The 25164-nt window shown below is 74.5% G+C and carries 21 protein-coding genes, 2 pseudogenes and 1 riboswitch; of the genes and pseudogenes, 7 read left to right on the forward strand and 16 right to left on the reverse strand.

Annotation, left to right across the window (positions count from 1 at the left end; genetic code table 11):
* Positions 1-7 precede the first annotated feature (7 nt).
* The 8 genes and pseudogenes from AB0L29_RS16340 to bioB all read right to left on the reverse strand — a co-directional run bounded on the left by AB0L29_RS16340 (position 8) and on the right by bioB (position 9126).
* Positions 8-458, reverse strand: a pseudogene (locus AB0L29_RS16340) (GNAT family N-acetyltransferase).
* Positions 459-514: 56 nt separating this feature from the next.
* Entirely contained in the window at positions 515-1402 is an 888-nt protein-coding gene (locus AB0L29_RS16345; protein WP_365827576.1) for an LLM class F420-dependent oxidoreductase, read from the reverse strand.
* Between the two features lie 46 nt (positions 1403-1448).
* Entirely contained in the window at positions 1449-4016 is a 2568-nt protein-coding gene (locus AB0L29_RS16350) for an FtsX-like permease family protein (protein WP_365827578.1), read from the reverse strand.
* 4 nt (positions 4017-4020) lie between these two features.
* Positions 4021-4836 carry an ABC transporter ATP-binding protein gene (locus AB0L29_RS16355; RefSeq protein ID WP_365827580.1) on the reverse strand — a complete coding sequence of 272 codons (816 nt, stop codon included), beginning with the start codon at positions 4834-4836 and terminating at the stop codon, positions 4021-4023.
* A gap of 222 nt (positions 4837-5058) precedes the next feature.
* Entirely contained in the window at positions 5059-5736 is a 678-nt protein-coding gene (locus tag AB0L29_RS16360; RefSeq protein WP_365827582.1) for a class I SAM-dependent methyltransferase, read from the reverse strand.
* A gap of 175 nt (positions 5737-5911) precedes the next feature.
* Positions 5912-6628 (reverse strand): dethiobiotin synthase, encoded by a 717-nt coding sequence (bioD, locus tag AB0L29_RS16365; protein ID WP_365827584.1) that lies wholly within the window; start codon positions 6626-6628, stop codon positions 5912-5914.
* 1 nt (position 6629) lies between these two features.
* A complete protein-coding gene (locus tag AB0L29_RS16370; protein ID WP_365827586.1) occupies positions 6630-7919 on the reverse strand; it encodes an adenosylmethionine--8-amino-7-oxononanoate transaminase in 1290 nt (429 codons plus the stop codon).
* A complete protein-coding gene (gene bioB, locus AB0L29_RS16375; RefSeq protein ID WP_365827588.1) occupies positions 7912-9126 on the reverse strand; it encodes a biotin synthase BioB in 1215 nt (404 codons plus the stop codon). The genes AB0L29_RS16370 and bioB overlap by 8 nt, the downstream gene beginning before the upstream one ends.
* 178 nt (positions 9127-9304) lie before the next feature.
* Between bioB and AB0L29_RS16380 the strand changes: the two genes are divergently transcribed.
* Positions 9305-10432: an 8-amino-7-oxononanoate synthase gene (locus AB0L29_RS16380; RefSeq protein ID WP_365827590.1), complete on the forward strand. Its 1128-nt coding sequence runs from the start codon at positions 9305-9307 to the stop codon at positions 10430-10432.
* Positions 10433-10476: 44 nt separating this feature from the next.
* Here the strand turns inward: AB0L29_RS16380 and AB0L29_RS16385 are convergent, their stop codons facing one another.
* A complete protein-coding gene (locus AB0L29_RS16385) occupies positions 10477-10701 on the reverse strand; it encodes a DUF397 domain-containing protein (RefSeq protein WP_365827592.1) in 225 nt (74 codons plus the stop codon).
* Between the two features lie 10 nt (positions 10702-10711).
* Positions 10712-11572 (reverse strand): helix-turn-helix transcriptional regulator, encoded by an 861-nt coding sequence (locus tag AB0L29_RS16390; protein ID WP_365827594.1) that lies wholly within the window; start codon positions 11570-11572, stop codon positions 10712-10714.
* A 214-nt stretch (positions 11573-11786) separates the two neighbouring features.
* On the opposite strand from AB0L29_RS16390, the gene AB0L29_RS16395 reads away from it, so the two are divergent.
* Positions 11787-12245, forward strand: a complete 459-nt coding sequence (locus AB0L29_RS16395) for an ATP-binding protein (protein WP_365827596.1) — start codon at positions 11787-11789, stop codon at positions 12243-12245.
* 708 nt (positions 12246-12953) lie between these two features.
* On the opposite strand, the gene AB0L29_RS16400 is transcribed toward AB0L29_RS16395, so the two are convergent.
* Positions 12954-13427, reverse strand: coding sequence for a C40 family peptidase (locus tag AB0L29_RS16400; RefSeq protein WP_365827598.1), 474 nt, complete (start codon positions 13425-13427; stop codon positions 12954-12956).
* Positions 13428-13430: 3 nt separating this feature from the next.
* Positions 13431-13637, reverse strand: a riboswitch (cyclic di-AMP (ydaO/yuaA leader).
* A 491-nt stretch (positions 13638-14128) separates the two neighbouring features.
* Between AB0L29_RS16400 and AB0L29_RS16405 the strand changes: the two are divergent.
* Both AB0L29_RS16405 and AB0L29_RS16410 read left to right on the forward strand, forming a co-directional pair.
* Positions 14129-14864 (forward strand): annotated as a pseudogene (locus AB0L29_RS16405) (urease accessory protein UreD).
* A gap of 130 nt (positions 14865-14994) precedes the next feature.
* Positions 14995-16596 (forward strand): alpha/beta hydrolase, encoded by a 1602-nt coding sequence (locus AB0L29_RS16410; protein WP_365827600.1) that lies wholly within the window; start codon positions 14995-14997, stop codon positions 16594-16596.
* Positions 16597-16759: 163 nt separating this feature from the next.
* Here the strand turns inward: AB0L29_RS16410 and AB0L29_RS16415 are convergent, their stop codons facing one another.
* On the reverse strand, positions 16760-17485 hold the full coding sequence (locus AB0L29_RS16415) for a lysophospholipid acyltransferase family protein (protein ID WP_365827602.1): 726 nt from the start codon (positions 17483-17485) through the stop codon (positions 16760-16762).
* A gap of 312 nt (positions 17486-17797) precedes the next feature.
* Between AB0L29_RS16415 and AB0L29_RS16420 the strand changes: the two genes are divergently transcribed.
* Positions 17798-18253 carry an RpiB/LacA/LacB family sugar-phosphate isomerase gene (locus AB0L29_RS16420; protein ID WP_365827604.1) on the forward strand — a complete coding sequence of 152 codons (456 nt, stop codon included), beginning with the start codon at positions 17798-17800 and terminating at the stop codon, positions 18251-18253.
* A gap of 250 nt (positions 18254-18503) precedes the next feature.
* Here AB0L29_RS16420 and AB0L29_RS16425 read toward each other — a convergent pair whose 3' ends face one another.
* The 4 genes from AB0L29_RS16425 to AB0L29_RS16440 form a co-directional block, all read right to left on the reverse strand.
* Entirely contained in the window at positions 18504-20957 is a 2454-nt protein-coding gene (locus AB0L29_RS16425) for a SpoIIE family protein phosphatase (protein WP_365827606.1), read from the reverse strand.
* A 249-nt stretch (positions 20958-21206) separates the two neighbouring features.
* A complete protein-coding gene (gene rocD / locus AB0L29_RS16430) occupies positions 21207-22433 on the reverse strand; it encodes an ornithine--oxo-acid transaminase (protein WP_365827608.1) in 1227 nt (408 codons plus the stop codon).
* Positions 22430-23338 carry a dimethylargininase gene (gene ddaH, locus AB0L29_RS16435; RefSeq protein ID WP_365827610.1) on the reverse strand — a complete coding sequence of 303 codons (909 nt, stop codon included), beginning with the start codon at positions 23336-23338 and terminating at the stop codon, positions 22430-22432. Before ddaH ends, rocD begins: the two co-directional genes overlap by 4 nt.
* Positions 23339-23386: 48 nt before the next feature.
* Positions 23387-23890 carry an Lrp/AsnC family transcriptional regulator gene (locus tag AB0L29_RS16440; protein WP_365827612.1) on the reverse strand — a complete coding sequence of 168 codons (504 nt, stop codon included), beginning with the start codon at positions 23888-23890 and terminating at the stop codon, positions 23387-23389.
* A 122-nt stretch (positions 23891-24012) separates the two neighbouring features.
* On the opposite strand from AB0L29_RS16440, the gene AB0L29_RS16445 reads away from it, so the two are divergent.
* A complete protein-coding gene (locus tag AB0L29_RS16445; RefSeq protein ID WP_365827614.1) occupies positions 24013-24783 on the forward strand; it encodes a LytTR family DNA-binding domain-containing protein in 771 nt (256 codons plus the stop codon).
* An 11-nt stretch (positions 24784-24794) separates the two neighbouring features.
* On the forward strand, positions 24795-25154 hold the full coding sequence (locus tag AB0L29_RS16450) for a hypothetical protein (protein WP_365827616.1): 360 nt from the start codon (positions 24795-24797) through the stop codon (positions 25152-25154).
* Positions 25155-25164 lie beyond the last annotated feature (10 nt).

Genomic DNA, 25164 nt, shown 5'->3' on the forward strand with positions numbered 1-25164 from the left:
CAACCTTTCATGGAGGACCGAGTGGCCCCTCAAGAGTAAAGGATCGGCAAAGAAGTCGGGCGATCGGGCCGGAGGGGGGCTTCACCCAGCGCCGCCACTGCTCCTCGGGCCCGTGACCGGCCGCGCCCCACGCGTGCTGCGCGGTCCCGTTGCGCCGCAGCACCATCGCGTCCGCGCGGCGCCCGCCGAGCCGCACGAACCTCTCCCCGGCGGGGGTGGTCCGGGCGCACCGCGAGCCGGTACAGGTGGCAGCGCCAGCCGTCGAAACCGGCGATCACCGTCCCTACCGGTTCCCCGCCGCGCTCGGCCGGGAGCAGCGCCGCCGGGTCGCGCCGGACCGCCCGCTCCACGCCGTCCCGGTCGTCGCTGATGCTCGTCCCCTCGGCGGCCGTCTTCCAGAAGGCCGGCACGGCGTCCAGCTCCCCGGGCGCGGCGGCCCGTACGCGCAGATCGGTCATGCGGTGATCACATCAGGTGCCGCGCACCGCGGCACGGCGTTTCGCGATCCGGACGGTCACGCGGCCCGCAGCCGCTCGATGACCTGCCCGAAGGACTCCATGTGCGGCTCCAGCACGGTCAGGTAGGTGAAGCCGTACCGATCGCGCCGCTCCAGCACCTGCGCGGTGATCCGGTCCGGGGTGCCGACCAGGCCGACGGGCAGGTCGAGCACCTGCCGCACGGACAGGTGCGGGGCCTGCTCCAGGAGGGGCCGGACGGCGGCCTCGGGATCCTCCGTGACGATCACGAACTGGATCAGCAGGTTGAGTTCCGCCGGCACCGCCCGGCCCGCCGCCCGTTCCCGGTAGCGCGCCACGCGCTCGTCGAGTTCCCCGGCGCTGATCACCGTCGGCTGCCCGGTGGTGCTCCCCGGCACCGACCGCGCGCCCGTGAAGGCCGCGATGTCGGCGTGCTCGGCGGTCAGTTCGAGCATCCGGTCGCCGTTGGCGCCGATCAGCAGCGGCACGCGCGGCTGCACCGGGCGCGGCTGGTGCTCCCGCGACCCGAGCAGGCGGCCCAGCTCCTCGACGGTGCGCCGCAGATGCTCCACCCGCTCGCGCGGCGACCCGAACGGCAGCCCGGCCGTGTCGTGCTCCGCCCGGACGTAGCCGGTGCCGAGCCCGAGTTCGAGGCGCCCGCCCGTCAGGGCGTCCGTCGTCGCCACCTCGCGGGCCAGCAGGGCCGGGTTCCAGAAGCCGGCGTTGAGCACGAACGTGCCGAGCCGGGGCCGCTCGGTGGCCTCGGCCGCCGCCACCAGGGCGGGGAAGGGCGCGGGCATGCCCAGGTGGTCGGGGACGAGGATCACGTCGTAGCCGAGTTCCTCGGCCCGGCGGCACTTGGCCCGCCACTCGGCCGCCGGGGCCGAGCTCAGGAGGTTGACTCCGAACCGGAACGCGCGCCGCATGAACTCTCCTCGTGGGCAGGCGACTTGAGGGGACCCGGGGAGTCAATCACTCGTGCGCGACGGCCGCCAGCACATTCATGCGGGAGGCACGCGCCGCGGGCAGCAGCGCCGCCACCACGCCCACCACCGCCGAGCCGACGACGACCGCGACGATCGTGCCCCACGGGATCGCGAGGGCCGTCATGCCCTGCAGCGCCAGCACCTGCTGGGCGCACACGCCCCACACCAGCCCCAGGGCGAGCCCCAGGACCGCGCCGAACACCGAGATGACCACCGACTCCAGCCGGATCATCCGGCGCAGCTGCCGCCGGGCCAGCCCGATCGCCCGCAGCAGCCCGATCTCCCGGGTGCGCTCCACCACCGACAGCGCGAGGGTGTTGACCACGCCGAGCACCGCGATGACGATCGCCATCCCCAGCAGCGCGTAGACGAGGTACAGCAGGACGGCGATCTGGTCGCGCACCAGGTCCTTGTAGTCGGCGAGGTCCCTGACCTGCACCTGCGGATACGCGTCGAGGGTCCGGCCCAGGGCGGCGCGCAGGTCGTCCGGGCCGGTGCCCGGGGAGGCGTTGACGTACAGCACCGAGTCCTGGCCGCCCGGCGCGTGCCGCTCCAGGGTGGCGAGGCCGAAGTACAGCCCGCCCCGTATGCCGAAGCCCTCGGCGGACTCCTGGTCGGTGAGCGCGCCGACCGCCAGTTCGGCCCGCCGCCCGCCCTGGAACTCGACGGGCACCACCGTGCCGAGGCGCACCCCGTGCTCCCGCGCGAAGTCCCGGTCCATCGCGATGCGCCCCCCGGCGAGCGCGCCCGCGGTGTCCCCCTGCGCGTAGGTGATGTTGGCGACGTCGTCGAGCCGCGGGTCGTAGCCCGCGGCGGTGGTCTCCACCCGGTCGCCGTCCGGAAGGCGCACCGCGACCGGCGTGAACCTGGACCGTACGACCAGCCCGACGCCCTCGGTGCCGCGCACCGCGTCGGTGACCTCCCGGGGGAAGGGCACGAAGTTGGTGTTCTGCACGACGAAGTCGGCGCCCAGGGTCTTGTCGATCTGCCGGTCGAACGACACGGTCATCGAGGCGCTCGCCACCGACATCCCGCCCACCAGCGCCAGGCCCACCATCAGCGCCGACGCGGTGGCCCCCGTGCGGCGGGGGTTGCGCAGGGCGTTGCGCCGGCTCATCCGGCCGATCGCGCCGAACAGTGCCGGGAAGGCCGCGCCGAGCACCCGGATCACGGGACGCACCAGCAGCGGGCCCGCGACGACGGCCGCGACCAGCGTCAGGACGACGCCGAGCCCCAGCAGGGACGCCGCCGTCGCCGTCCTCGTCGCCGCCGCGCAGCCCGCGAGTGCCGCCGCCCCCGCCGCCCCGACGGCCGTGCCCGCCACCGCGCGCAGCCGCAGCGGCCGTCCCACCCCCGCCACCTCGGCGTCCGCGAGGGCGGCCATCGGCGAGACGCCCGCCGCGCGCCGGGCCGGCAGGTACGCCGCGACGAAGGTGACGCCGATCCCGACGGCGTACGCCGCCACCGGGGTCCCCCAGCCGATGACCATCTCCGTGGACCTGAGGTCCGTGCCGACCAGGCTCATGAGCTCGATGAGCCCGACGGCGAGCCCGACGCCGGCGGCCAGGCCCAGGGTGGAGCCGGCCAGGCCGAGCAGCAGCGCCTCGGTGAGGACCGAGCGCCGCACCTGGCGCCGGTCGGCGCCCAGCGCGCGCAGCAGGCCCAGCTCGCGGGTGCGCCGGGCGATCAGCATCGAGAAGGTGTTGACGATCAGGAACACGCCGACCAGGACGGCGACCCCGGCGAAGCCGAGCATGACGTACTTGACGACGTCGAGGAACCCGCCCAGCTGCTCGACGTCCGACTTGGCCTGCTCGGCGGCCGTGCGGCAGTCGTAGGCGCCGGGTCCGAGGGCCGCGGCCACGCGCCGCTTGAGCAGGTCGTCGCTCACGCCGTCCGCCGCGTCGACGGAGATGCCGGTGGCGGCCTCCGGGTCGCCCAGCAGCCTGCTCTGGGCGGTGGGGGTGTCGAGGAGGAGGAGCGCGACGCCGGGGTTGGCCGTGGTGAAGGTGACGATGCCGACGACCTCCACCCGGAAGGAGCCGGGCGCCGCGATCACGGTGAGGGTGTCGCCGATGCGCACCTCGGCGCGGCCGGCGGTCTCCGCGTCGATCAACGCCTCGGCCGGCCCACGCGGGGCGCGGCCGGAGGTGAGCTCGACGGGGCTGCGGCCGGTCGGATTCCAGTTGGTGCCCGTGGTGGGGGCGCCGGTGGTCGGGCTGACGGGTTCGTCGTCGTCGTCGACGACCGTGATGTCCTCGGCCTCCGCCTCCACCCGGGCGGCGGCCACCCCGTCGACCCGGGCCACCCGGTCCGCGAGCGCGGCGGGCAGGGTGGCCGTCGCCCCGGAGGGCAGCGCCTCGTCGAGGTTCTGCCTCGGCCTGACGGTGACGTCGGCGGCGCTCGAGGCGAACAGCCGGTCGAAGGTGCGGCCGACCGTGTCGGAGAAGATCAGGCTGCCCGCGACGAACGCCACGGACAGGACGACGGCGAGCGCGGAGAGCAGCAGCCGTCCCTTGTGGGCCAGGAAGCTCCTGAGCGTCGCCTTCAGCACCGGATCAGTCCCCCTCGGGCGGCGGTCCGGTGCCGTCGGTCCGGGCCCGGATCACGTCGAAACGCTTCATCCGTTCCAGTACCGCTTCCGGCGTCGGCCGCCGCATCTCGTCGACGATCCGTCCGTCCGCGAGGAAGAGCACCAGGTCGGAGTGGGCGGCGGCGCCCGGGTCGTGGGTCACCATGACGACGGTCTGCCCGAGGTCGTCGACGGACTTGCGCAGGAAGCCCAGGACCTCCAGCCCGGCGCGCGAGTCGAGGTTGCCGGTCGGCTCGTCCGCGAAGATCAGCTCCGGCCGGGAGGCCAGCGCCCGCGCGCAGGCCACGCGCTGCTGCTGACCGCCGGAGAGCTGGGACGGCCGGTGCCCGAGCCGGTCCCGCAGGCCCAGCGTGTCGATGACCTCGTCGAGCCACTTCCCGTCGGGCCTGCGGCCCGCGATGTCCAGGGGCAGGGTGATGTTCTCCAGCGCGTCCAACGTCGGGACGAGGTTGAACGACTGGAACATGAACCCGATGCGGTCCCGCCGCAGCCGGGTCAGTTCCCGGTCCCGCAGCCCCGTGATCTCGGTGTCGCCGATCCACACCTGTCCGGACGAGACCGTGTCCAGCCCCGCCAGGCAGTGCATCAGTGTGGACTTGCCGGAGCCCGAAGGCCCCATCACGGCGGTGAAACGGCCGCGCGCGACGTCCACGTCCACCGAGTCCAGGGCGACCACGGCCGTCTCGCCCGAACCGTACGCCTTGGTCAGACCGCGGGCGCGGGCCGCGATCCCGTCGGCCGGCGCCGGGCCCGGGGTGTGCTCCGCAGCAGGTGTGGACAAAGCCGCCTCCTCGTGGTGGGCATCCGGACGCTCCCCGTCCCGGCCGAGGGTAGTGTGACCCGCCCCACACCCGGTATCCCCGGCAGGTCCCGAGGCGCCTCCCTCCCCGGGAAGGCCGTCGCCCCGCCCGGGCGGGCCCGCGCACCGGTCCGCCTCGCCGGGAGCGGCGAGGCGGCCGCGTACACCGTGGCGCGGCAGCCGCGTCAGCGGGCCCGCGACCGGCTACCCGCCGGGCTCCGGGCGCCACGCCGTGCCCTGTACGCAGTACGAGGTGGGCAGCGTCGGCCCCTTCTCCGGCAGCAGCCTGCGCCGGTAGGGGCCGAGCCGGAACCCGGCGTCCCGCAGGGCCGCCACCGGGTCCCGGGAGAGGTGGCAGCCGCCGCTCAGCGGCGGCCACAGCGTCCGGTCCAGCGCGCGCTGGGCGAAGACCATCACCGGGCCGCCGCCCCTGCCGTGCTCGAGGAACCGCACCTCGCCGCCCGGCCGCAGTACGCGCCGCAGCTCCCCGAGCGCCCGCGGCACGTCCCGCACGCTGCACAGCACCAGCGAGACCACCGCCGCGTCGAAGGCCTCGCTCCCAACCGGCAGTGCCTCCGCCGTGCCCGGCGCGACGTCCACCGGCACCTGAGCGCGCAGCGCCGCCTCCATCGCCAGCCGCCGCAGCCGGGGCTCCGGTTCGACGGCGACGACCTCGGAGACGGTGCCCGGGTAGTGCGCGAAGTTCAGGCCGTTGCCCGAGCCGATCTCGATCACCCGCCCCGACAGCCCGGCCAGCAGCTCCTCGCGGACCCCGGCCATGCCCATCCTGGTCTCGGCGGTCACGCTGAGGCGGGCGTAGCAGCGGGCGAACAGCGGGTGGCGCACGGGATCCCGCGCCACCCGGGCGGACCACGGCGGCATGAGGACCTCCCCACAGGACGGGCCTTACCGCGATTCTCCCCCCGTACGGGCCCGGCGCATCCCCACCGTCACGGGGGAAGCGGTGCGCCGGCCGCCGGGGCGCCCGCCGCCGGCCCGGGCCCCGCGGGCACGGCGCCGGGCGGGGGAGCCTTCGCCGCGTCCGGTGGATCCGTGATCAGGGCGCCTGCCGCACCCGGAACGCCTCCGCGTCCCACGTGCCGTCCAGGCGCGGTGCCAGCCAGTGCGGCGCCGCCGCCCGGAAGTCGGCGGGGGCCAGGGCCGACGCCCCCGCGGGCACGGCGCCGAGCAGGGGCGCCTCCGCCACGTCCGGCAGATCCACGAGGTTGCAGCGCGCGGCGAGGTCCGGCGCGGCGGGCCAGCTGCCGATCACGACACCCGCCAGTTCGAGGCGCCGGTAGCGCAGTTCACGCGCCGTCAGCTCCGTGTTGTTCAGGGTGCCGAGACCCGCCGGAGCCACCACCAGGACCGGCGCGGACAGCAGCTGCGCCGCGTCCGCGAGCGTCCCGCCGGCCGCGTCGAACCGCACGAGCAGCCCGCCCGCTCCCTCGACCAGCACCAGGTCGTGCTCGGTGGCCAGCTTGGCGGCGGCCTCCGCGACCTCGTGCGGGTGCACCGGGGCGCGGCCGGCCCGGCGGGCGGCCGTGGCCGGCGCCAGCGGATCGGGGTACCGGGCGATTTCGGCCGTCGTCACGGCTCCCGCGAGCCGCGCGGCCTCGGCGGCGTCCCCCGGCTCGTTCGGCCCCACGCCCGTCTGTGCGGCCTTCAGCACGGCCACCGACCGGCCCGCCGCCAGCGCCGTCGCGGCGACGGCGGCCGTGACGACCGTCTTGCCGACCTCCGTGCCCGTGCCCGTGATCACCAGTACCGGCATGTCATCCCTCCCGCGCGGCCGCGCACACCGCGCGCGCGATCCGCGCCACGTCCGCGTCACCCGTCACATACGGCGGCATCGTGTAGATCAGATCACGGAACGGCCGCAGCCACACGCCCTCGCGCACCGCGGCCCCGGTGGCCGCCGCCATGGCCGCGTCGTCGAGGGCGCGGTCGAGCTGCACGACCCCGATGGCGCCGAGGACCCGCACGTCCCGCACTCCGGGCAGGTCCGCGGCGGGCGCCAGCCCTTCCCGCAGACCCGCCTCGATCCGCTTGACCTCGGCGAGCCAGTCCTGCCCGAGCAGCAGCTCGATCGAGGCGCAGGCCACGGCCGCCGCCAGCGGGTTGCCCATGAAGGTCGGGCCGTGGGCCAGCACCGGGACCTCGCCCCGCGAGATGCCCTCGGCCACCCGGGGGGTGCACAGCGTCGCCGCCATGGTGAGGTAGCCGCCGGTCAGCGCCTTGCCCACGCACATCACGTCCGGCGTCACCCCCGCGTGCCCGGCGGCGAACAGCGCGCCCGTGCGTCCGAAGCCGGTCGCGATCTCGTCGAACACCAGCAGCACGTCGTGCGCGTCGCAGGCCTCGCGCAGCACCCGCAGATAGGCGGGGGAGTGGAACCGCATCCCGCCCGCGCCCTGCACCACCGGCTCGACGATCACCGCGGCCAGCTCGTCCGCGTGCCGCGCGACCAGCTCGCGCAGGTGGGCGGCGTACGCCTCCTCGTACCCGGCCGGCGGCGGGTCGGCGAACACCTGCCGCGGGAGCACCCCGCTCCACAGCTCGTGCATCCCGCCCTGGGGGTCGCACACCGACATCGGCTGCCAGGTGTCGCCGTGGTAGCCGCCCCGCCAGGTCATCAGCCGCTGCTTGCCCGGGCGGCCCAGCGAACGCCAGTACTGCAGGCACATCTTGACCGCGACCTCGACCGACACCGATCCGGAGTCGGCGAGGAAGACGTGCTCCAGGCCGTCCGGCGCCAGGTCGACCAGGAGCTTGGCCAGCCGCACGGCGGGCTCGTGCGTGAGTCCGCCGAACATCACGTGGCTCATCCGCGCCAGCTGCCCGCGCGCCGCCTCGTTGAGCACCGGGTGGTTGTAGCCGTGGATCGCCGACCACCAGGACGACATGCCGTCGATCAGCTCGCCCGCCCCGCCCGCCAGCCGCAGCCGCACCCCGCTCGCCGACTCCACGACGAGCGGTTCCCGGCGGCCGGGCATGGGGCCGTACGGGTGCCACACGTGCCGCCGGTCGAGCTCCAGCAGCTCCGCCACGCCCAGCTCAGGCATTGGGCGCGAGGTCCGTTCCGGCACCCCGGCGGCGGACGGCGACCAGGTCGGGGCGCGGCTCGTCGGCCCGGGGGACGGGGGCGGGACCGCAGACCCCGCCGCCCTCGTGCGCACCGCACCCGTCGCTCTCCTGCGAGCCGCACCCGGCACTCTCGTGCGGGCCGCAGCCGCCGCTCCCGTGCGGGCCGCACCCGCCCCTGTCCGCCCGGTGCTCCGGCAGCGTCACCTGGTCGGTGCCCTCCACCTCGAACCCGGCGTCGGCGATCATCTCCAGGTCGGCCCTGCCCGCCTGGCCCTCGCTGGTGAGGTAGTCGCCCAGGAAGATCGAGTTGGCGAGGTGCAGGGCGAGCGGCTGCATCGAGCGCAGGTGGACCTCGCGGCCGCCCGCGATGCGCACCTCCACGTCCGGGCAGACGAACCGCACCATCGCCAGGATCCGCAGGCACCGCTGGGGGGTCAGGTTCCACTCCTTGGCGAGCGGGGTGCCCTCGAACGGGATCAGGAAGTTGACCGGGACCGAGTCCGGGTCGAGCTCGCGCAGCGCGAAGACCACGTCCACCAGGTCCTCGTCGCTCTCGCCCATGCCCGCGATCAGGCCCGAGCAGGCCGACAGACCCGCCGCGTGCGCCTTGTGCACCGTGTCCACGCGGTCGGCGTAGGTGTGCGTGGTGGTGATGTCCCCGTAGGTGGCCTCGGAGGTGTTGAGGTTGTGGTTGTAGGCGTCCGCGCCCGCCTCGCGCAGCCGTTCCGCCTGGCCGTCGGAGAGCAGCCCGAGACAGGCGCACACCTCGACGCCCTCGTTCTGCTCCTTGATGGTCCTGATGGTCTCGGAGACCCGGGCCACGTCCCGGTCGGTCGGGCCGCGGCCGCTGGCCACCAGGCACACGCGCTTGGCGCCCCCGGCCACACCGGCGGCGGCGGCCCGCGAGGCCTCGTCGGGCTTGAGCCAGGTGTACTTGAGGATGCCGGCCTTGGAGCCGAGCCGCTGGGAGCAGTAGGAACAGTCCTCGGGACACAGCCCGGACTTGAGGTTGACGAGATAGTTGAGTTTCACCCGTCGGCCGAACCAGTGCCGGCGCACCCTGCCGGCCGCGGCCACCACGTCGAGCAGGTCGTCGTCGGAAGTCGCGAGGACGGCGAGCGCCTCCTCGCGGGTCGGCGTCTCGCGCCGAAGCCCCTTGTCCACCAGCGTGTTCAGCAGGTCCATGGGAGCTGATCCTGTCCTACGGACCGGCCCGGGGCCAAGGAGACTTTGCACAACGCCGACACTTCGTCGTGTGGGTATTGCCACATCCTGGGCGGCCGGGCCTGCCGCTAGTGTCTGTGCACTGCCTACAAAAGCACTGCCGGTGAAAGCCCCCGCCCACGACAGCCCCGGAGGAGCCATGGCGTTCGGCTGGATCGACGAGCAGGCGGACCTGCGCCGCCGTGCCGGGCTCGTACGGACCCTGCGTCCGCGTCCGGCGGACTCGCCCCTCCTCGATCTGGCGAGCAACGACTACCTGGGCCTGGCCCGCCATCCGGAGGTCACCGAGGGCGCCGCGCGGGCCGCGCGGACGTGGGGCGGCGGCGCGACCGGCTCCCGGCTCGTCACGGGGACGACCGAGCTGCACACCGAACTGGAAAGCGAGCTGGCCGACTTCTGCGGCTTCGAGGCGGCGCTCGTCTTCTCCTCCGGTTACGCGGCCAACCTCGCCGCGGTCACCGCGCTGGCCCCGCACGGCTCGCTGATCGTCTCCGACGCGGGCAACCACGCCTCGCTCATCGACGGCTGCCGGCTGGCCCGCGGCACGACACAGGTGGTGGCGCACGCGGACCCGGACGCCGTGCGCAAGGCGCTGCGGACCCACCGGGGCACCGCGATCGCCGTGTCCGACACGGTCTTCTCCGTCGACGGCGACGCGGCCCCGCTCGCCGGGCTCGCCGAGGCGTGCCGGGAGCACGGCGCGGGGCTGGTCCTCGACGACGCCCACGGGCTGGGCGTGCTCGGCGCCGGCGGCCGCGGCGCCCCGCACGCGGCGGGGCTCGCGGGCGCCGGCGACGTCGTCGTGACGGTCACGCTGTCCAAGTCGCTCGGCAGCCAGGGCGGAGCCGTCCTCGGCCCCGCCCGGGTCGTCGACCACCTGGTCAACGCGGCCCGCACCTTCATCTTCGACACCGGTCTGGCCCCCGCGGCGGCGGGCGGTGCCCTGGCGGCCCTGCGGCTGCTGCGCCGGGAGCCGCAGCGGGCGGCGCGGGCCCGCGCGGTGGCGGGCGACCTGCACGCCCGCCTGACGGCCGCGGGCCTGGAGGCGGTGCGCCCGGACGCCGCGGTCGTCTCCGTGCGCGCGCCCTCCCCGGAGGCGGCCGTGCGCTGGGCGGCCGAGTGCCGTGCGGCCGGACTGGCGGTGGGCTGCTTCCGTCCTCCTTCCGTGCCCGACGGCATCTCACGGCTGAGGCTGACCGCCCGTGCGGACCTGTCCGGGGAGCAGATCGCGCACGCGGTGCGGGTGATCGGCGAAACGCGGCCATGAGCCGGCGCCCGCGGCCGTGCGCCGCGCGCCGGCAGGCCGGTGGATCACCGGAGCGCGGCCGTGAACCCCGCCCAGCTCTCGGGGGAGAAGAGCAGCGCGGGACCGGCCGGGTCCTTGGAGTCGCGCACGGCGAGCAGTCCGGCCCAGGGGCCGCAGGCCGGCCGGGCGGTCTCGACGCAGTTGTTGGCGCCGGTGCTGTAGCTGCTGCGCAGCCATCGCGCGCCGTGCAGTTCGAGGCTTGAGGGGACGTTCCGAGGCAGTGCACGCATAGGTGCCTCCTTACGCGCCGGCGGCTGTCCCGGCGATGAAATCCAACGAGTCCTCGGGCGAAAGGGCGTGGATCAGAAGAGCGTCGAAGGCCTCCGTGTAGGCCTGGAGGTCTTCTTTCCGTTCGAGGTAGAGGCTACTCGTCAAGTGGTCGAGAACAACCACGTCCAGATCAGAAGCGTTCGAAAATGAGAAGATTACGAAAGGCCCGGTGACTCCGATGTGTGCCCCGGCCGCGAACGGCAGCACCTGGAGCCGCACTTGGGGCAGCCGCGCCGCCTCGACCAGCCGGTCCAGCTGCCGGGTCATGACCCCGGGGCCCCCGACCTCCCGGCGCAGCACCGCCTCGTCCAGGACGGCGTTCAGCTCCAGCGGGGGATCGGCCCGCAGCACGTCCTGCCGGGCCAGCCGCACCTCCACCAGCGTGTCGAGCCGCTCCTCCGACAGGCCCTCCACCGCGGCCTTCGTCACCGCCCGCGCGTACTCGGGGGTCTGCAGCAGCCCCGGGACGACGGTGGTCTCCAGCGTGCGCATCGCGCTGGCCTGGGACTCCAGGCTGATGAAGTCCCGGTAGGTCGGCGGCAGCACCCCGCGGTACGCGTGCCACCAGTGATGCCGGCCGCCGGTCTCGTCCGAGCCCGCCAACACCAGCAGCAGTTCACGCAGTTGGGTGTCGGCCACGCCGTAGGCGTCGAGGAGTAACCGCACGTCGGCCGGTTTGACCCCGCTCGTGCCGGTCTCGATCCGGCTCACTTTCGACTGGTGCCAGCCCACCAGCCGGGCCGCCTCACCGCTGGTGAGGCCCGCCGAGGTGCGCAGCGCGCGCAGTTCGGCGCCCAGTTTCCGGCGGCGCACCGCGGGACCGTGCTGCATGGGCTTCTCCCCACTCCTTCCGTGCCGCCCGAATACGGTCTCGCGTCGCAGAGTTCACCGCATCGAGCGACAGATATATGCATATCTTGGTGGATCGCCGTCCTTCGCCGGTGTGGTGATGGCAGTCTGGCGGGCGAAGCACCAGTCCGGGACCGTACTCGAACCATCCGCTCCGTGTCGGACTACGGTCCCGTGGGAAAGGGACGACGTCGCCATGGCAGACCACCTGGAAGCATCCCTCACTCTGCCGAGCGATCCCGCCTCGGTCTCCGCGGCCCGCGCCTACGTGGTGGGCACGCTGGCGCAGTGGGGCATGCCGCGGGACACGGAAGTGTCCGACACCGTCCGGCTCATCGTCTCCGAACTCGCCACCAACGCCGTCCAGCACACCCTCGGCCAGTCGCCGACCTTCACGGTGGACGTCGAACTGAGCCGTGACGAGCGGCTGCGCATCGGTGTCACCGACAGCCACCCGCGCTTCCCCAGGCGGCTGCCCGCCGCCGTCCAGCAGGACAACGGCCGCGGCATGGTGATCATCCGGTGGCTGGCCGCGGAGTGCGGCGGCAGTCTGCGCGTCCGCCCCACCCGCGAGGGCGGCAAGACGGTCTCCATCGAACTGCCGTGGGCCGTTCCGGCCCGGCCGGTGCCCGCGGCGGGGCGGCGGGAGGCGTAGGCCTCGGTCCCGCCGTGACCGCCGGGCCGGGCCGGGGCGGCGGGGTGATGCCCAGGGCGGGGCAATGCCCGCGGCGGGGCGTGCCCCGAGGGGTACCGGCGCCGGTCCGGGACCGCCCCCGCGGCAGCCGCTGCCGGCGCCAGCCGTGGCCGTGCCCGCCCCGGTGGGCTTCCCGGCCGTGGCGCTGCGGGCGGGCCGCCCCGGCAGGGCGCCGCGCGGCCCGCGCGGCCCGCGTCGGCGGTGGCGCACCGACGCCTCACGGCGCGGCTTCCCTCCCGGAACCACCGGTCCGGGCACCACCGTCGGCGGCAGCCCGACGGCGGCAGCCCGACGGCGGCGCGGGCCGGCTCCGTGCCCGGCCCGGTGCCGCGCGCCTCGCGGGCCGGCTCCACGCGGCGCGTAGGACGGCCCGCGAGGCGCGCGGCCGCGTACGTGGTGCGCCGGACCGCGCCGAAGGGCTCGAAGCCCGAGGTGAGGGCGGGCTGTAGCAGGAAGGCGAAGAGGATCTGTACGTCCGTCCGGGTGCCGCGCGGATCCCGCAGGAACTCCACGAAGCCGCGGCCGGCGGGTCCCAGCGGTGTCCCGTTGCGCGCGGTGCGGGGACACCGCTGGGACGCGCCGGTCACGGGGGCACAGGCAACCGCCTGAGCCCGTGTCACGCCCCGGCGGGGCGGCGGCCGCCCGGCGCGCCGCCGCCCCGCCAGGGGATCACTTCACCCGGCCGTACCAGACGCTCTTGGTCCAGATCTTCTGCAGCCGCACGACGTCACCGGTCTTCGGGGCGTGCCATATCTTGTCCTTACCCGCGTAGATGCCGACGTGGTACACGTTGCTCCCCGAGTGGAAGAACACCAAGTCGCCCGCCTTGCGGCTCCTGGCGGAGATGTGGCGGGTCTTGTTGTACTGCTGGGCCGCCGTCCGGGGCAGCTTCTTGCCGGCCTTCTTGAACGAGTACAGCGTGAGCCCCGAGCAGTCGAACCTGCGCGGCCCCGTGGCACCCCACTTGTAGGGCGAACCCTTCTTGCTGGCCGCGACTTGCAGTGCCTTGGTCGCAGGCGAGGCGGCTTCTGCCTCCGAGACGAAGCCGGGCGCCACGATCGAGCCGCCCACGGCGGCGATGGTCAGGGCCGAGGCCGTACCGGCCCGGGCCATGAGCGACGGGACACGATTGAGCGCAGTCATGCGCAACCCTTCGTCAGCCGCCTGTGAAGGATGACCTGTCGGATTCGGGCTGGCGAAGTAGCCCGGCCGCGAGCGAACTCGCGGCTTCACCCCAAGGGCCGCTCGGAACTGGCGCTCCGGCGACCCGTCGTGCTTGGGTCCTCCACTCCTGCCGATCCACTCCTGTCGACCGGTCATCCGGGCGGCGGCAGGACTCGGCGTCCGCCCGGACCGCCCCGCCGCGGTGGCGGGGGCTTGTCGTCAGACACGGATCTTCACCCATGGATGTCCGAAAAACCCAACGCAACCGGGAATTTGTGTTGTTACTCACCACTCATCCGTTCGGGTGGACACCTCGGCGTTCGAGACATCGTCCAGGGGACCGAGGAGCCCCGGACCAGCGGCGGAATACCTCATTCCGGCGTGGGACCGCGCGTCTCGCGCAACCGCGAGGGGTCAAAAACAGTAGGTGTGGCTAGTCCGGAAGGGGGTAAGCCGTTTGGTCCGTTTCGTCGCCGCCCCGAACTCCTCGCCGACGCGGCAGGTGACCGCAGGGATGGGGGAGCGTCAGATTCCGGTGTCCGGGGGCAGGGTGACCCGGGCGGTGCGCCGCTCGCCGCCCTGGCCCGCGCAGCGCGCGGCGCGCGGGTCAGGGCGGCGGCGCGCATGTCGTCCCGCCCCGCTGGTGCATCGGGGTGAGCGCGTCGCGCGGGGCGGTCGCCGTGCCGGCCGGCGCCTGCGCGGCCCGCGGCCCGCGGCAGGCGTCGCCGGGCGACGCGGATCGATGCGGCCCAGCAGGCCGACGACGTCCAGGCGACGGCCGGTCACCCGGCCCGGCGCGGGCCGTGCTGGTCGGCGCCGCGAGCGGACCGCTCCGCGGTGGCGGCCGACGTGGCGGAGGGGGCCCGGCCGCGCGTCGGGCCGTCCGCCGCCGCCATCGCCCTGCCGGGGCAGGGCGGGGCGCGGGCCCGTCACGGCGTTCGGCTCACCGTCGCCGGCGCGGCCGAACCGCACCGGCTTCCCGAGCAGCCGGTCTCCCGCCGGCGGCAGCGACCTGTCCGTCACGACGCGCGTGGCCCTGACGGGCCACGGCCCGTCTCGTGCCGCGCGAGGAGCCGGTACTGGGACGGACCGGGCAGCGGCCCGGCCGGCCGGGCACCCGGCTGACCGCCGGGCGCACCGTCCTCGACCAGAACCGGCCCGCGGGCCCGGCGCCCCGGGCGGCTGGGACGGGCCCGCCGTGCTCGCGGGACACCGGGCCGTCGGCCAACTCGTCCTTGCCCGGACGGAGTTCACCGGGGAACCGGCGCCGGCACGGGTGCTGGGGAGGGCACCGCCGTGGTGCCGCCGGCCGGTCCGGCGGCGCCGGTGACCGCGGTGGCGCCGGTGACCGCGGTGGCGCCGGACGGCCCGCGGCTGCGCCGCCTGCCGTGCGAGGCGCTCACGGTGCTCGGCTGAGCTTCCGGCGAGCGAACGAGCCGATCCGTTTATCGGATTGGCAAAGAAGGGCGTCCCCCTCTGTTCCCGGGAGCCCCGCAGCAGAAAGGATCCCCCGGTACTCATCGAACAGTCCAGGGGGAGGCCCCACTTGAGGGATTCAGGACCCAAGAGACGTGCGACGGCGCTCGGTTCGGCCGGCGTGCTCGTCACGACCGCGCTCGTGGCCGGCGCGATGTCCGCGCCCACGGCGAGCGCGAGCGCGGACACCCGCCACGGCCGGGACCGCGAGGCACGGGGCGTGGCGATCGCCGCCGCCCGGGCCGCGCAGACCGGCATCGACTGGCGGGACTGCCCCGCCGACTGGGGGCTGGAGAAGCCGATCCAGTGCGGCTGGGTCACCGTGCCGCTCGACTACGCCAAGCCCTACGGCAAGCAGATCAAGCTCGCCGTCGACCGCGTCGGCAACACCGGCACCGAGGCGGAGCGCCAGGGCGCGCTCGTCTACAACCCCGGCGGCCCGGGCGGCTCCGGCCTGCGCTTCCCGCGCCGGGTCACCACCAAGAACCCGCTCTGGACGAACGTGGCCAAGGCGTACGACTTCGTGGGCTTCGACCCGCGCGGCGTCGGCAAGTCCACGCCCATCTCCTGCGTGGACCCGCAGGAGTTCGTCAAGGCGCCCAAGATGGACCCGGTGCCCGACTCCGAGGCCGACAAGCGCGCCCAGCGCAAGCTGGCCCGCGAGTACGCCGAGGGCTGCCAGGAGCGCAGCGGCGCGATGCTGCCGCACATGACCACGCCGAACACCGCGCGCGACCTCGACGTCATCCGCGCCGCGCTCGGCGAGCGGAAGCTCAACTTCCTCGGCGTCTCCTACGGCACCTACCTCGGCGCCGTCTACGGCACCCTCTTCCCGGGCCACGTGCGCCGCATGGTCGTCGACAGCGTCGTCAACCCGTCCCGCGACAAGATCTGGTACCAGGCCAACCTCGACCAGGACGTCGCCTTCGAGACGCGCTGGAAGGACTGGCAGGACTGGGTCGCCGCGAACGACGCGACCTTCCACCTCGGCACCACCCGCGACGCCGTCCAGGCCCAGTGGCTCCGGCTGCGCGCCACCGCCAAGAAGAACCCCCTCGGCGGGGTCGTCGGCCCGGCCGAGCTGACCTCCTTCTTCCAGAGCGCCCCGTACTACGACTCCTCCTGGGTGCCGGTCGCGACGGTCTTCAGCAAGTACGTCGCCGGCGACACCCAGGCGCTCGTCGACGCGGCCGCCCCCGACCTGTCCGACACGGCGGGCAACGCCGCCGCGGAGAACGGCAACGCCGTCTACACCGCCGTCGAGTGCACCGACGCCAAGTGGCCCACCAGCTGGCAGAAGTGGGACCGCGACAACACCCGGCTGCACCGGGACCACCCGTTCATGACGTGGGCCAACGCCTGGATGAACCTGCCGTGCGCCACCTGGCCGGCCAAGCAGCACACGCCGCTGGACGTCAGGACCGGCAAGGGGCTTCCGCCCGTGCTGATCGTCCAGGCGGAGCGTGACGCGGCCACCCCGTACGAGGGCGCCGTCGAGCTGCACAAGCGGTTCAAGGGCTCCCGCCTGATCACCGAGAAGGACGCGGGCTCCCACGGCGTCACCAGCCTGGCCAACCCGTGCGTCAACACCCGGGTGGACGCCTACCTGCTCGGCGGCGAGCTGGACGGCACGGACGTGACGTGCGCCCCGCACGCCACGCCGAAGCCGTAGCGGCACCTCCGTACGACGGTGAGGGGCGGCCGGTCACTCCGGCCGCCCCTCACCCGTGTCCGGGGACCCGGGCCGTCCTCGCGGCCGAGCCGCACCGCCCCTGCCCCGCCGGGCGGGGTCCTCACCCCGGCCACCGCCGCGCGGCGGTGGCCGGCACCGGGCGTCAGCTCAGCGGCATCCGGGGGAAGCGCCGCTCCCGCTCCGCCTTCTTGGCGGCTTCCTCCGCCTTGACGTCGGCCGCGTACCGGTCGACGTACTCCTGCTCGGACAGGGACATGATCGCGTACATGATCTCGTCGGTGACGGCGCGCAGGACGGCCTTCTCGTTCTCCATGCCGGCGTAGCGGGAGAAGTCCAGGGGCTCGCCGAAGCGGATCACCACGGGATGGATGCGGGGGACGACCTTGCCCGGGGGCTGGGCCTCGAAGGTGCCGATCATCGCGCAGGGGACGACCGGGACCCCCGCCTTGAGCGCCATCACGGCGACGCCGACCTTGCCCTTGTAGAGCCGGCCGTCGTGCGAGCGCGTGCCCTCCGGGTAGACGCCGAGCAGTTCGCCCCTGCCCAGGACGCCGAGGCCCTCGCGGATCGCGGCCTGGCCCGCGTCCTTGCCGGAGCGGTCGACCGGGATCTGCCCGGCGCTGCGGAAGAAGGCCGCGGTCAGCCGGCCCTTGATGCCGGGCCCCGTGAAGTACTCGGCCTTGGCGAGGAAGGTGATGCGCCGCTTGAGGACCGCGGGCATCAGGAAGTGGTCGGAGAACGACAGGTGGTTGCCCGCGACGATGGCCGGGCCCGACTCCGGCACGTGCTCCAGGCCCTCTATGCGGGGCCGGAAGACCAGCCTCAGCAGCGGACCGAGCAGCACGTATTTGAGCAGGTGGTAGAACAAGGGCGCTCCTCGACTCTGACGGGTGGGCGGGGTCGCCGCGTTCCAGCAGGTCGACCGGCATGTCGTGGGGTGCCAGTGTAGGTGCAGGCGCGGCCGCCCGACACCCTGTCCGACCGGACCGCGCCCCCGCCGTGCCGGGTGGTTGACGGATCGTCAGGCCGGTGCGGCGGACGGTGCCGGCGCGGCCGGGGAGAACCGCGCGCTCGGCCTGCCGCCCCCGTCGGTGAACGGCCGGCCGGCCCGCACGGCGCGATCACGCGGGGCACCGGCGCACGGGTGGCTCCCGGGGGCGCGCCGAGTAGGCTCCGCACCATGCGCATCTCAGTTTCCTCGGACATGGACGAACCCGTGGCCCGCTTTCTCGTCGCCGAGCTGCGCGACCGCGGCCACGAGGTGCTGCCGCACGGTGCCCTGCGCCCCGGGGACGACCCGCGGTGGGCGGTCTGCTCGGAGGCCGCGGCCCGCGAGGTCGCCGACGGGGCGGCGGACCAGGCGGTGGTGTGCTGCTGGACCGGCACCGGCGCCTCGATCGCCGCCAACAAGGTGCCGGGCGTCCGGGCCGCGCTGTGCACGGACGCCTACACGGCGGACGGGGCCCGCCGCTGGAACGACGCCAACGTACTGGCGCTGAGCCTGCGGCTGACGTCGGAGCCGCTGCTGAGGGAGATCCTCGACGCCTGGTTCGCGGGTGAGCCCAGCGCGGACGCGGAGGACCGGGAGAACGTGGACCGCGTCGGGCGCCTCGACCGGGAAGGGACCAGCGGGTAGCCGAACGCCCACGCCGGACAGCCGGACAGCCGCACAGCGCTCGGCGCGGTGCCCCCGCCGGCGGCCGCGTGACCGGGCCGGGCTCGGACCGCGCCACCGCGCCGGGCGGGCACCGGACACCGCCGTGCGGCCGCCCGCCGCCTCCGTTCCCGGCCACCGCCGCAGCGCCGGACCGCGCCGGTTCCGCACGGCGGGTACGGACCGGGCAGGAGCCGGGCACGTCCCGGAACGCGGCCCGCGGGCGCCCCCGTCACTCCCCGGGCCCGGTGAGCGGCTGCTCGGCCCAGATGATCTTCCCCTCGGGAACGAAGCGGGTACCCCACCGCTGGGTGAGCTGGGAGACCAGCAGCAGCCCGCGCCCGCCCTCGTCCGTGGTGCGCGGATGGCGCAGGTGGGGCGCGGTGGCGCCGCCGTCGAACACCTCGCAGACCAGCGCGCGCTCCCGGATCAGCCGGAGCCGGATGGGCCCCGAGGCGTACCGGATGGCGTTGGTGACCAGTTCGCTGACGACCAGCTCCGTGGTGAAGACCAGCTCCTCCAGGCCCCAGTGCGCCAGCTGCCGGGTCACCGCCTTGCGGGCGTCGGCCACGACGGCCGGATCGGCGGACAGCTCCCAGTCGGCGACCTGGTCCGCGCCGAGCCGCCGGGTGCGCGCCATCAGCAGGGCCACGTCGTCGTACGGACGGGCGGGGACCAGCGCGTCGATCACGGCCCGGCAGCGCAGGTCGAGCGAGGACCCGGCCTCCTCCAGCGCCCGGCGCAACCGGCCCCGGTCCGCGTCGACGGCCCAGGTCTCCCCGCGGGCCAGCAGTCCGTCGGTGTGCAGGGCCAGCGTGCTGCCCTCCCGCAGGGACAGTTCGACCGCCTCGAAGGGCGGGCCGCCCACCCCGAGCGGCGGCCCCTGGGGGAGTTCGGCGAAGGTGACCGTGCCGTCGGGTCCGACGACGGCGGGCGCGGGGTGCCCCGCGGCGGCCATCGCGCACCGCCCCTCGACGGGGTCGTAGACGACGTACAGGCAGCCCGCGCCCACCGCCTGGGTGTCGGCGCCCGCGTCCGCCTCGAAGCCCTCCTCCCGAGCCGACCGGGCCACCAGGTCGTCGAGGTGGGCGAGCACCTCCTCGGGCGACAGGTCCAGGGCCGCGAGGGTCCGTACGGCGGTCCGCAGCCGCCCCATGGCCGCGGCGGCGTCGATGCCGTGCCCGGGCACCTCGCCCACGACGAGCGCGACACGCGCCCCGGACAGCGGGATGAGGTCGTACCAGTCGCCGCCGAGCCCGGTCAGCTCGTCGGCGGGCCGGTAGCAGGCGGCCACCTCCACCGCGTCCTGCTCGGGCAGCCGGCGGGGGAGCAGGCTGCGCTGCAGGACGAGGGCGGCGTCGCGTTCGCGGGTGTAGCGGCGCGCGTTGTCCACGCAGACGGCCGCGCGCGAGACGAGGTCCTCGGCCAGGTTCAGGTCGTTCTCGTCGAAGGGCTCGTGGCGGCGGCGCCGGAAGAACGTCGTGACGCCCAGGCTGGTGCCCCGGGCCCGCAGCGGCACGATCATCGCGCTGTGCAGGCCCAGCTCCAGGAAGGTGGCCTCCTGGCGGCCCGGAGTGCCGGTGGCCCAGTGCCGGCCGAGCGGATCGAGCTGCTCCCGGCGCCAGGAACGGCCCGTGGTGAGGCAGCGGACCGGGGGCGCCCCGGCCAGGTAGGCCGCCACCGCGCCGATCTCGACGACGGCCTCCGGCACGCTCGCGTCGATCGACCGGTGACCGGCGCGGCGCAGCGCCACGGTCCCGGTGTCCGGGAGCGGCCCGGGCGGCAGCTCGGCCCCCCGCAGCACCGTCTCCAGGAGGTCCACGGTGACGAAGTCGGCCAGTCCCGGCACGGCCACGTCGGCCAGCTCCTGAGCGGTCCGCATGACGTCCAGGCTGCGGCCGATGTGCTCGCCGGCCCGGTCGAGCAGGGCCAGCCGCTGCCGGGCGCGGTGCCACTCGGTGATCTCCACGACGGTGTAGTACACGCCCATCGGGTGGCCGTGGTCGTCCTCGAGCCGGGTGAACGACATCATGTACGCCGTCTCCCGCAGCGGCGCCGACCGGGCGCGGCCCACGTGCTCATAGCCGGTCACCGGCTCGCCGGTCTCCAGCACCCGCCGCATCTGCGCCTCGATGGCGGCGGCGTCCAGCCCCGGCTGGACGTCCGCCAGACGCAGCCCCAGCCGCCGGTGCGCCGGTCCGCCGCCGAACTGCTCCAAGGCGGCGTTCGACCACACGAACCGCAGATCGGTGTCCACGATCGCTATCCCGACGGGCGATCCGGCGACCATCTGCTGCAGCACGGTGCGGCTCATGTCCCAGCCGGGGGCGTCCGCCAGCTCCGACATCAGCATCACCCACCGGGAGCGGCCGCTCGCCTCCACGGCGACGGCGATCCGCACCATGATCCCGACGGGCCGCCCGTCCCGGCTGCGGGCCGTCAGCAGCCCCGCCCAGCCCTCGTCCCTGCGACAGCGCTCGACCAGGTCCGGCACCCGCGCCGCGTCCTCGTCGGTCAGCAGGTCGGCCAGCTTCCTGCCCACCGCCTCGGAGGCCGGGTACGCCAGCAGGCGCTGCGCGTCCCGGCTCCAGCTCGTCACCACACCCTGGGCGTCGAGCAGCAGGGGCGCGGCGTCGGCCGCGTCGAACCGCTGCCGGGCGACGTCGCGCTCGTCGTATGTGCCCACGGCCGACCTCTCTGTCGCTGAGAGTGGTCTACCACCACCTGCCTCAATCTTCACCCTTCCGGCGGGGAGAGGGCGGGTCGAACGTGCTTGCGCCGGTCCGGGCGGGGCCGCACGGGCGGGGTGACGCGTTCGGGGCGGTGGGGCACGGGCGGGTGCGGGTGGCCGCGCGGGGCGGCCACCGGACCGCCGGCGAACCGGCCGGCAGGCCGCCACCCGGCGAGCCGGCCGCACCCGCCCGTGCCCCCGGCGTCACGCCCCCTGCGCCAGTACCTTCTCCAGCACCCCGAGCGCCCCCTGGAGCTCCTCCCCGGTGACGGTCAGCGGCGGTGCGATGCGGATCGTGGAGCCGTGGGTGTCCTTGACCAGGATCCCCTCCCGCATGAGGCGCTCGCTGATCTCGCGGCCGGTGCCGAGGGCCGGGTCGACGTCGACGCCCGCCCACAGCCCGCGCGAGCGGAACCCGACGACACCCCTGCCGACCAGCCCTTCCAGGCCCTCGCGCAGGAGCCCGCCCAGCTCGGCCGCCCGGCGCTGGAACTCGCCGGTCTCCAGCAGCTCGATCACGGCCGTGCCGACCGCGGCGGCCAGCGGGTTGCCGCCGAACGTGGAACCGTGCTCTCCCGAGTGCAGCACGGAGAGCACCTCGCGCCGGGCGACCACCGCGGACACCGGGACGATCCCGCCCCCGAGCGCCTTGCCGAGCAGCACCACGTCCGGCACCACCGACTCGTGCTCGACGGCGAGGGTGCGGCCCGTCCGGCCGAGCCCCGACTGGATCTCGTCCGCGACGAACAGGCAGCCCGCCCGGCGGGTCAGCTCCCGTACGCCGGTCAGGTAGCCGTCGTCGGGGATCAGGACGCCCGCCTCGCCCTGGATGGGCTCGATCAGCACCGCGGCGGTCGTCTCGTCGACGGCCTCCTCCAGCGCGGCCAGGTCGTTGTAGGGCACGATCCGGAAGCCCGGCGCGAAGGGGCCGAAGCCCGAGCGCGCCGTCTCGTCCGTGGAGAAGCCGACGATCGTCGTCGTCCGGCCGTGGAAGTTGTCCGCCGCGACCACGATCGTCGCCCGGTCGGCCGGAACGCCCTTGACGTCGTACGCCCACTTGCGGGCCACCTTGATGCCGCTCTCCACCGCCTCCGCGCCGGTGTTCATGGGCAGCACCATGTCCTGCCCGGTCAGCGCGGCCAGCCGCTCGGCGAACTCCGCGAGCCGGTCGTTGTGGAAGGCGCGCGAGGTGAGGGTGAGCCGGTCCAGCTGGCGGTGGGCGGCCTCGATCAGCGCGGGATGGCGGTGACCGAAGTTGAGGGCCGAGTAGCCGGCCAGCATGTCCAGGTAGCGGCGGCCCTCCACGTCCTCCACCCAGGCACCCTCCGCCCGGGCGACGACCACGGGCAGCGGGTGGTAGTTGTGCGCGAGCACCGGCTCCTCGGCGCGGATCAGCTCCTCGGAACCACGGGTGCGGGCGGGTGCGGTCATGAGCGGGTCTCCCGGATCTCCTGGGTGCAGCACTTGATGCCGCCGCCGGCCTTGTGGAACTCGGACAGGTCGACGGGGACGGGCACGTAGCCGCGGTCGGCGAGCTGGTCGGTGAGGGCCGTGGCCCCCGGGGGGACGAAGACGTGGCGGCCGTCGCAGACGGAGTTCAGACCGAACGCCATCGCGTCCTCGCGGGTGGCGATCACCGCGTCCGGGTAGAGCCGCGCGAGCACCTCGCGGCTGCCGGGCGAGAACGCCTCCGGGTAGTACGCGATGTTCCCGTCCCCCTGATCGTCCAGGACGAACAGCGCCGTGTCCAGGTGGTAGAAGTACGGGTCCACCAGCGTCAGGCCGATCACCGGGACGCCGAAGAACTCCTGCGCCTCGCGATGGGCCTCGCGGGTGGTGCGGAAGCCGGTGCCGGCCAGGATCCAGCGGCCGGCCGGGACGAGGTCGCCCTCGCCCTCGCACACCGACTCGGGGTGGTACACCTCGAAGCCCTCCGCCTTGAACCACGCCTCGTACGGCACGGACTCGGGACGGCGCTCGGGCGCGTGGAAGAGGGAGCCGAAGACGCGGCCCTCGACGACGACCGCCGCGTTCGCGGCGAACACCATGTCGGGCAGGCCGGGGACCGGGTTCACGCTCTCGACGGTGTGGCCGTGGGCGCGGTAGGTGTCGACCAGCGCCTGCCACTGGTCCAGGGCGCGGATGACGTCGACGGGTTCACCGGGACGCATCCAGGGGTTGATCGCGTACTGCACGGCGAAGTGTCTGGGTTCGCAGACGAGGAAGCGCCGCCGGCGCGGCACACGGGAGTCGGGCACAGAGGGGTTCCTCCGCTTCCTGACGGTGCGTGACTGAGGGTTGACACCACGGTAGGAAGCGGCGGATACGGGCGACAAGCGAGGAAGGCTGCGTGTTGACGCAGGAACGCTGCGTCCTGACCTGCCTCAACGCATGTCTGCTGCGCCTTCGGGGGCGGGATGGCTGGCTCCCGCCTCCGGACTGTCCGGTATCAGGTGCGACAGCACCATCACGCTGATCGTCTTGCGGATGAACGGCTCCGCGCGGATCCGCTCCAGCACCTCCTCGAAGTGCTCCACGTCCCGCGCCCGCACGTGCAGCAGCGCGTCCGCGCCGCCGGTCACCGTCATCGCCGCGGCGATTTCCGGATGGTTGCGCACCACCGCCGCCAGCCGCCGCGGCGGGGCGGCGCCCTCGCAGTACACCTCGACGTACGCCTCCGTGCGCCAGCCCAGCGCCGACGGCTTCACCGTGGCCGTGAAACCGGTGATCACCCCCGTCTCACGCAGCCGGTCCACCCGGCGCTTGACCGCCGTCGACGACAGCCCGACGGCCGCGCCTATCTCGGCGAAGGACGTCCTGGCGTTCGCCATCAGCGCGGTGACGATCTTGCGGTCGAGCTCGTCGAACGGCGCGGGCCTGCTGTTCATGCGGGCACTGTAAGCCAGCCGGTCCCGCGCCGTGGACGCGGAGCGGGGGGCCGCCGCACGCGGGGGAACCTCCACGGCCGGCACGTGTCCAGACGTGCGAATTGCACCTACACTCCACGTTCATGCTGCGCGCCCTCGCCGTCGACGACGAACGCCCCTCGCTGGAGGAACTGCTCTACCTGCTGCAGGCGGACCCCCGCGTCGGCAGTGCGGAGGGCGCGGGCGACGCCACCGAGGCGCTGCGCCGCATCAACCGCGCGCTGGAGTCCGGGCCCGACGGGCCGGAGGCGATCGACGTCGTCTTCCTGGACATCCAGATGCCCGGCCTGGACGGGCTCGACCTCGCCCGCCTGCTCACCGGTTTCGCCCAGCCGCCGCTGGTCGTGTTCGTCACCGCCCACGAGGACTTCGCCGTGCAGGCCTTCGACCTCAAGGCCGTCGACTACGTGCTCAAACCGGTCCGCAGGGAACGGCTCGCCGAGGCGGTCCGCCGCGTCGTCGAACTGCGCGCCGCCGAACCGCGCGGTGCCGCCCCGCGCATCCCCGTGCACGAGCCCGACCCCGACCACATCCCCGTCGAGCTCGGCGGCGTGACCCGCTTCGTCGCCGTCGACGACATCACCCACGTCGAGGCCCGGGGCGACTACGCCCGGCTGCACACCGGCAAGGGCAGCCACCTGGTCCGCATCCCGCTGTCCACGCTGGAGGAGCGCTGGCGCTCGCGCGGTTTCGTCCGCATCCACCGCCGCCACCTGGTCGCCCTGCGCCACATCGGCGAACTGCGCCTCGACGCGGGTACCGTCAGCGTCCTGGTCGGCTCCGAGGAACTCCAGGTCAGCAGGCGCCACGCGCGCGAACTGCGGGACCTGCTGATGCGCCGCACCACGAGCTAGGGGAAGAACGCATGCCCCAGGACCCGACCGAACGCCGCGTCGTCGTCACCGGCCCGCCCCGCCGGGCCCGCCGGACCTCCGGCTACTACCGGCCGCGCACCGAGATCGACGAGCAGACCACCCTCGGCCACACCTACGTCCGCTCCCTGATGCGCACCCAGCTGCGCGCCGCCCTCACCGTCTTCGCGGTGCTCGTGCTGCTGGTCGGCCCCCTGCCGCTGGCCTTCGCGGCCGCCCCGGACGCCCGCCGCCTGGAGTGGGCGGTCCTCGGCTTCGGCCTGTACGCCCCGCTGGTCCTGCTCGCCCGCTGGTACGTGCGGCGCGCGGAACGCAACGAACGCGACTTCGTGCGGCTCGTCGAGGACCGCTGAGCGGAACCGA

Origin of the sequence: Streptomyces sp. NPDC052701 (assembly GCF_040678355.1) — a bacterium.
In the GTDB taxonomy this organism is placed as follows: domain Bacteria; phylum Actinomycetota; class Actinomycetes; order Streptomycetales; family Streptomycetaceae; genus Streptomyces.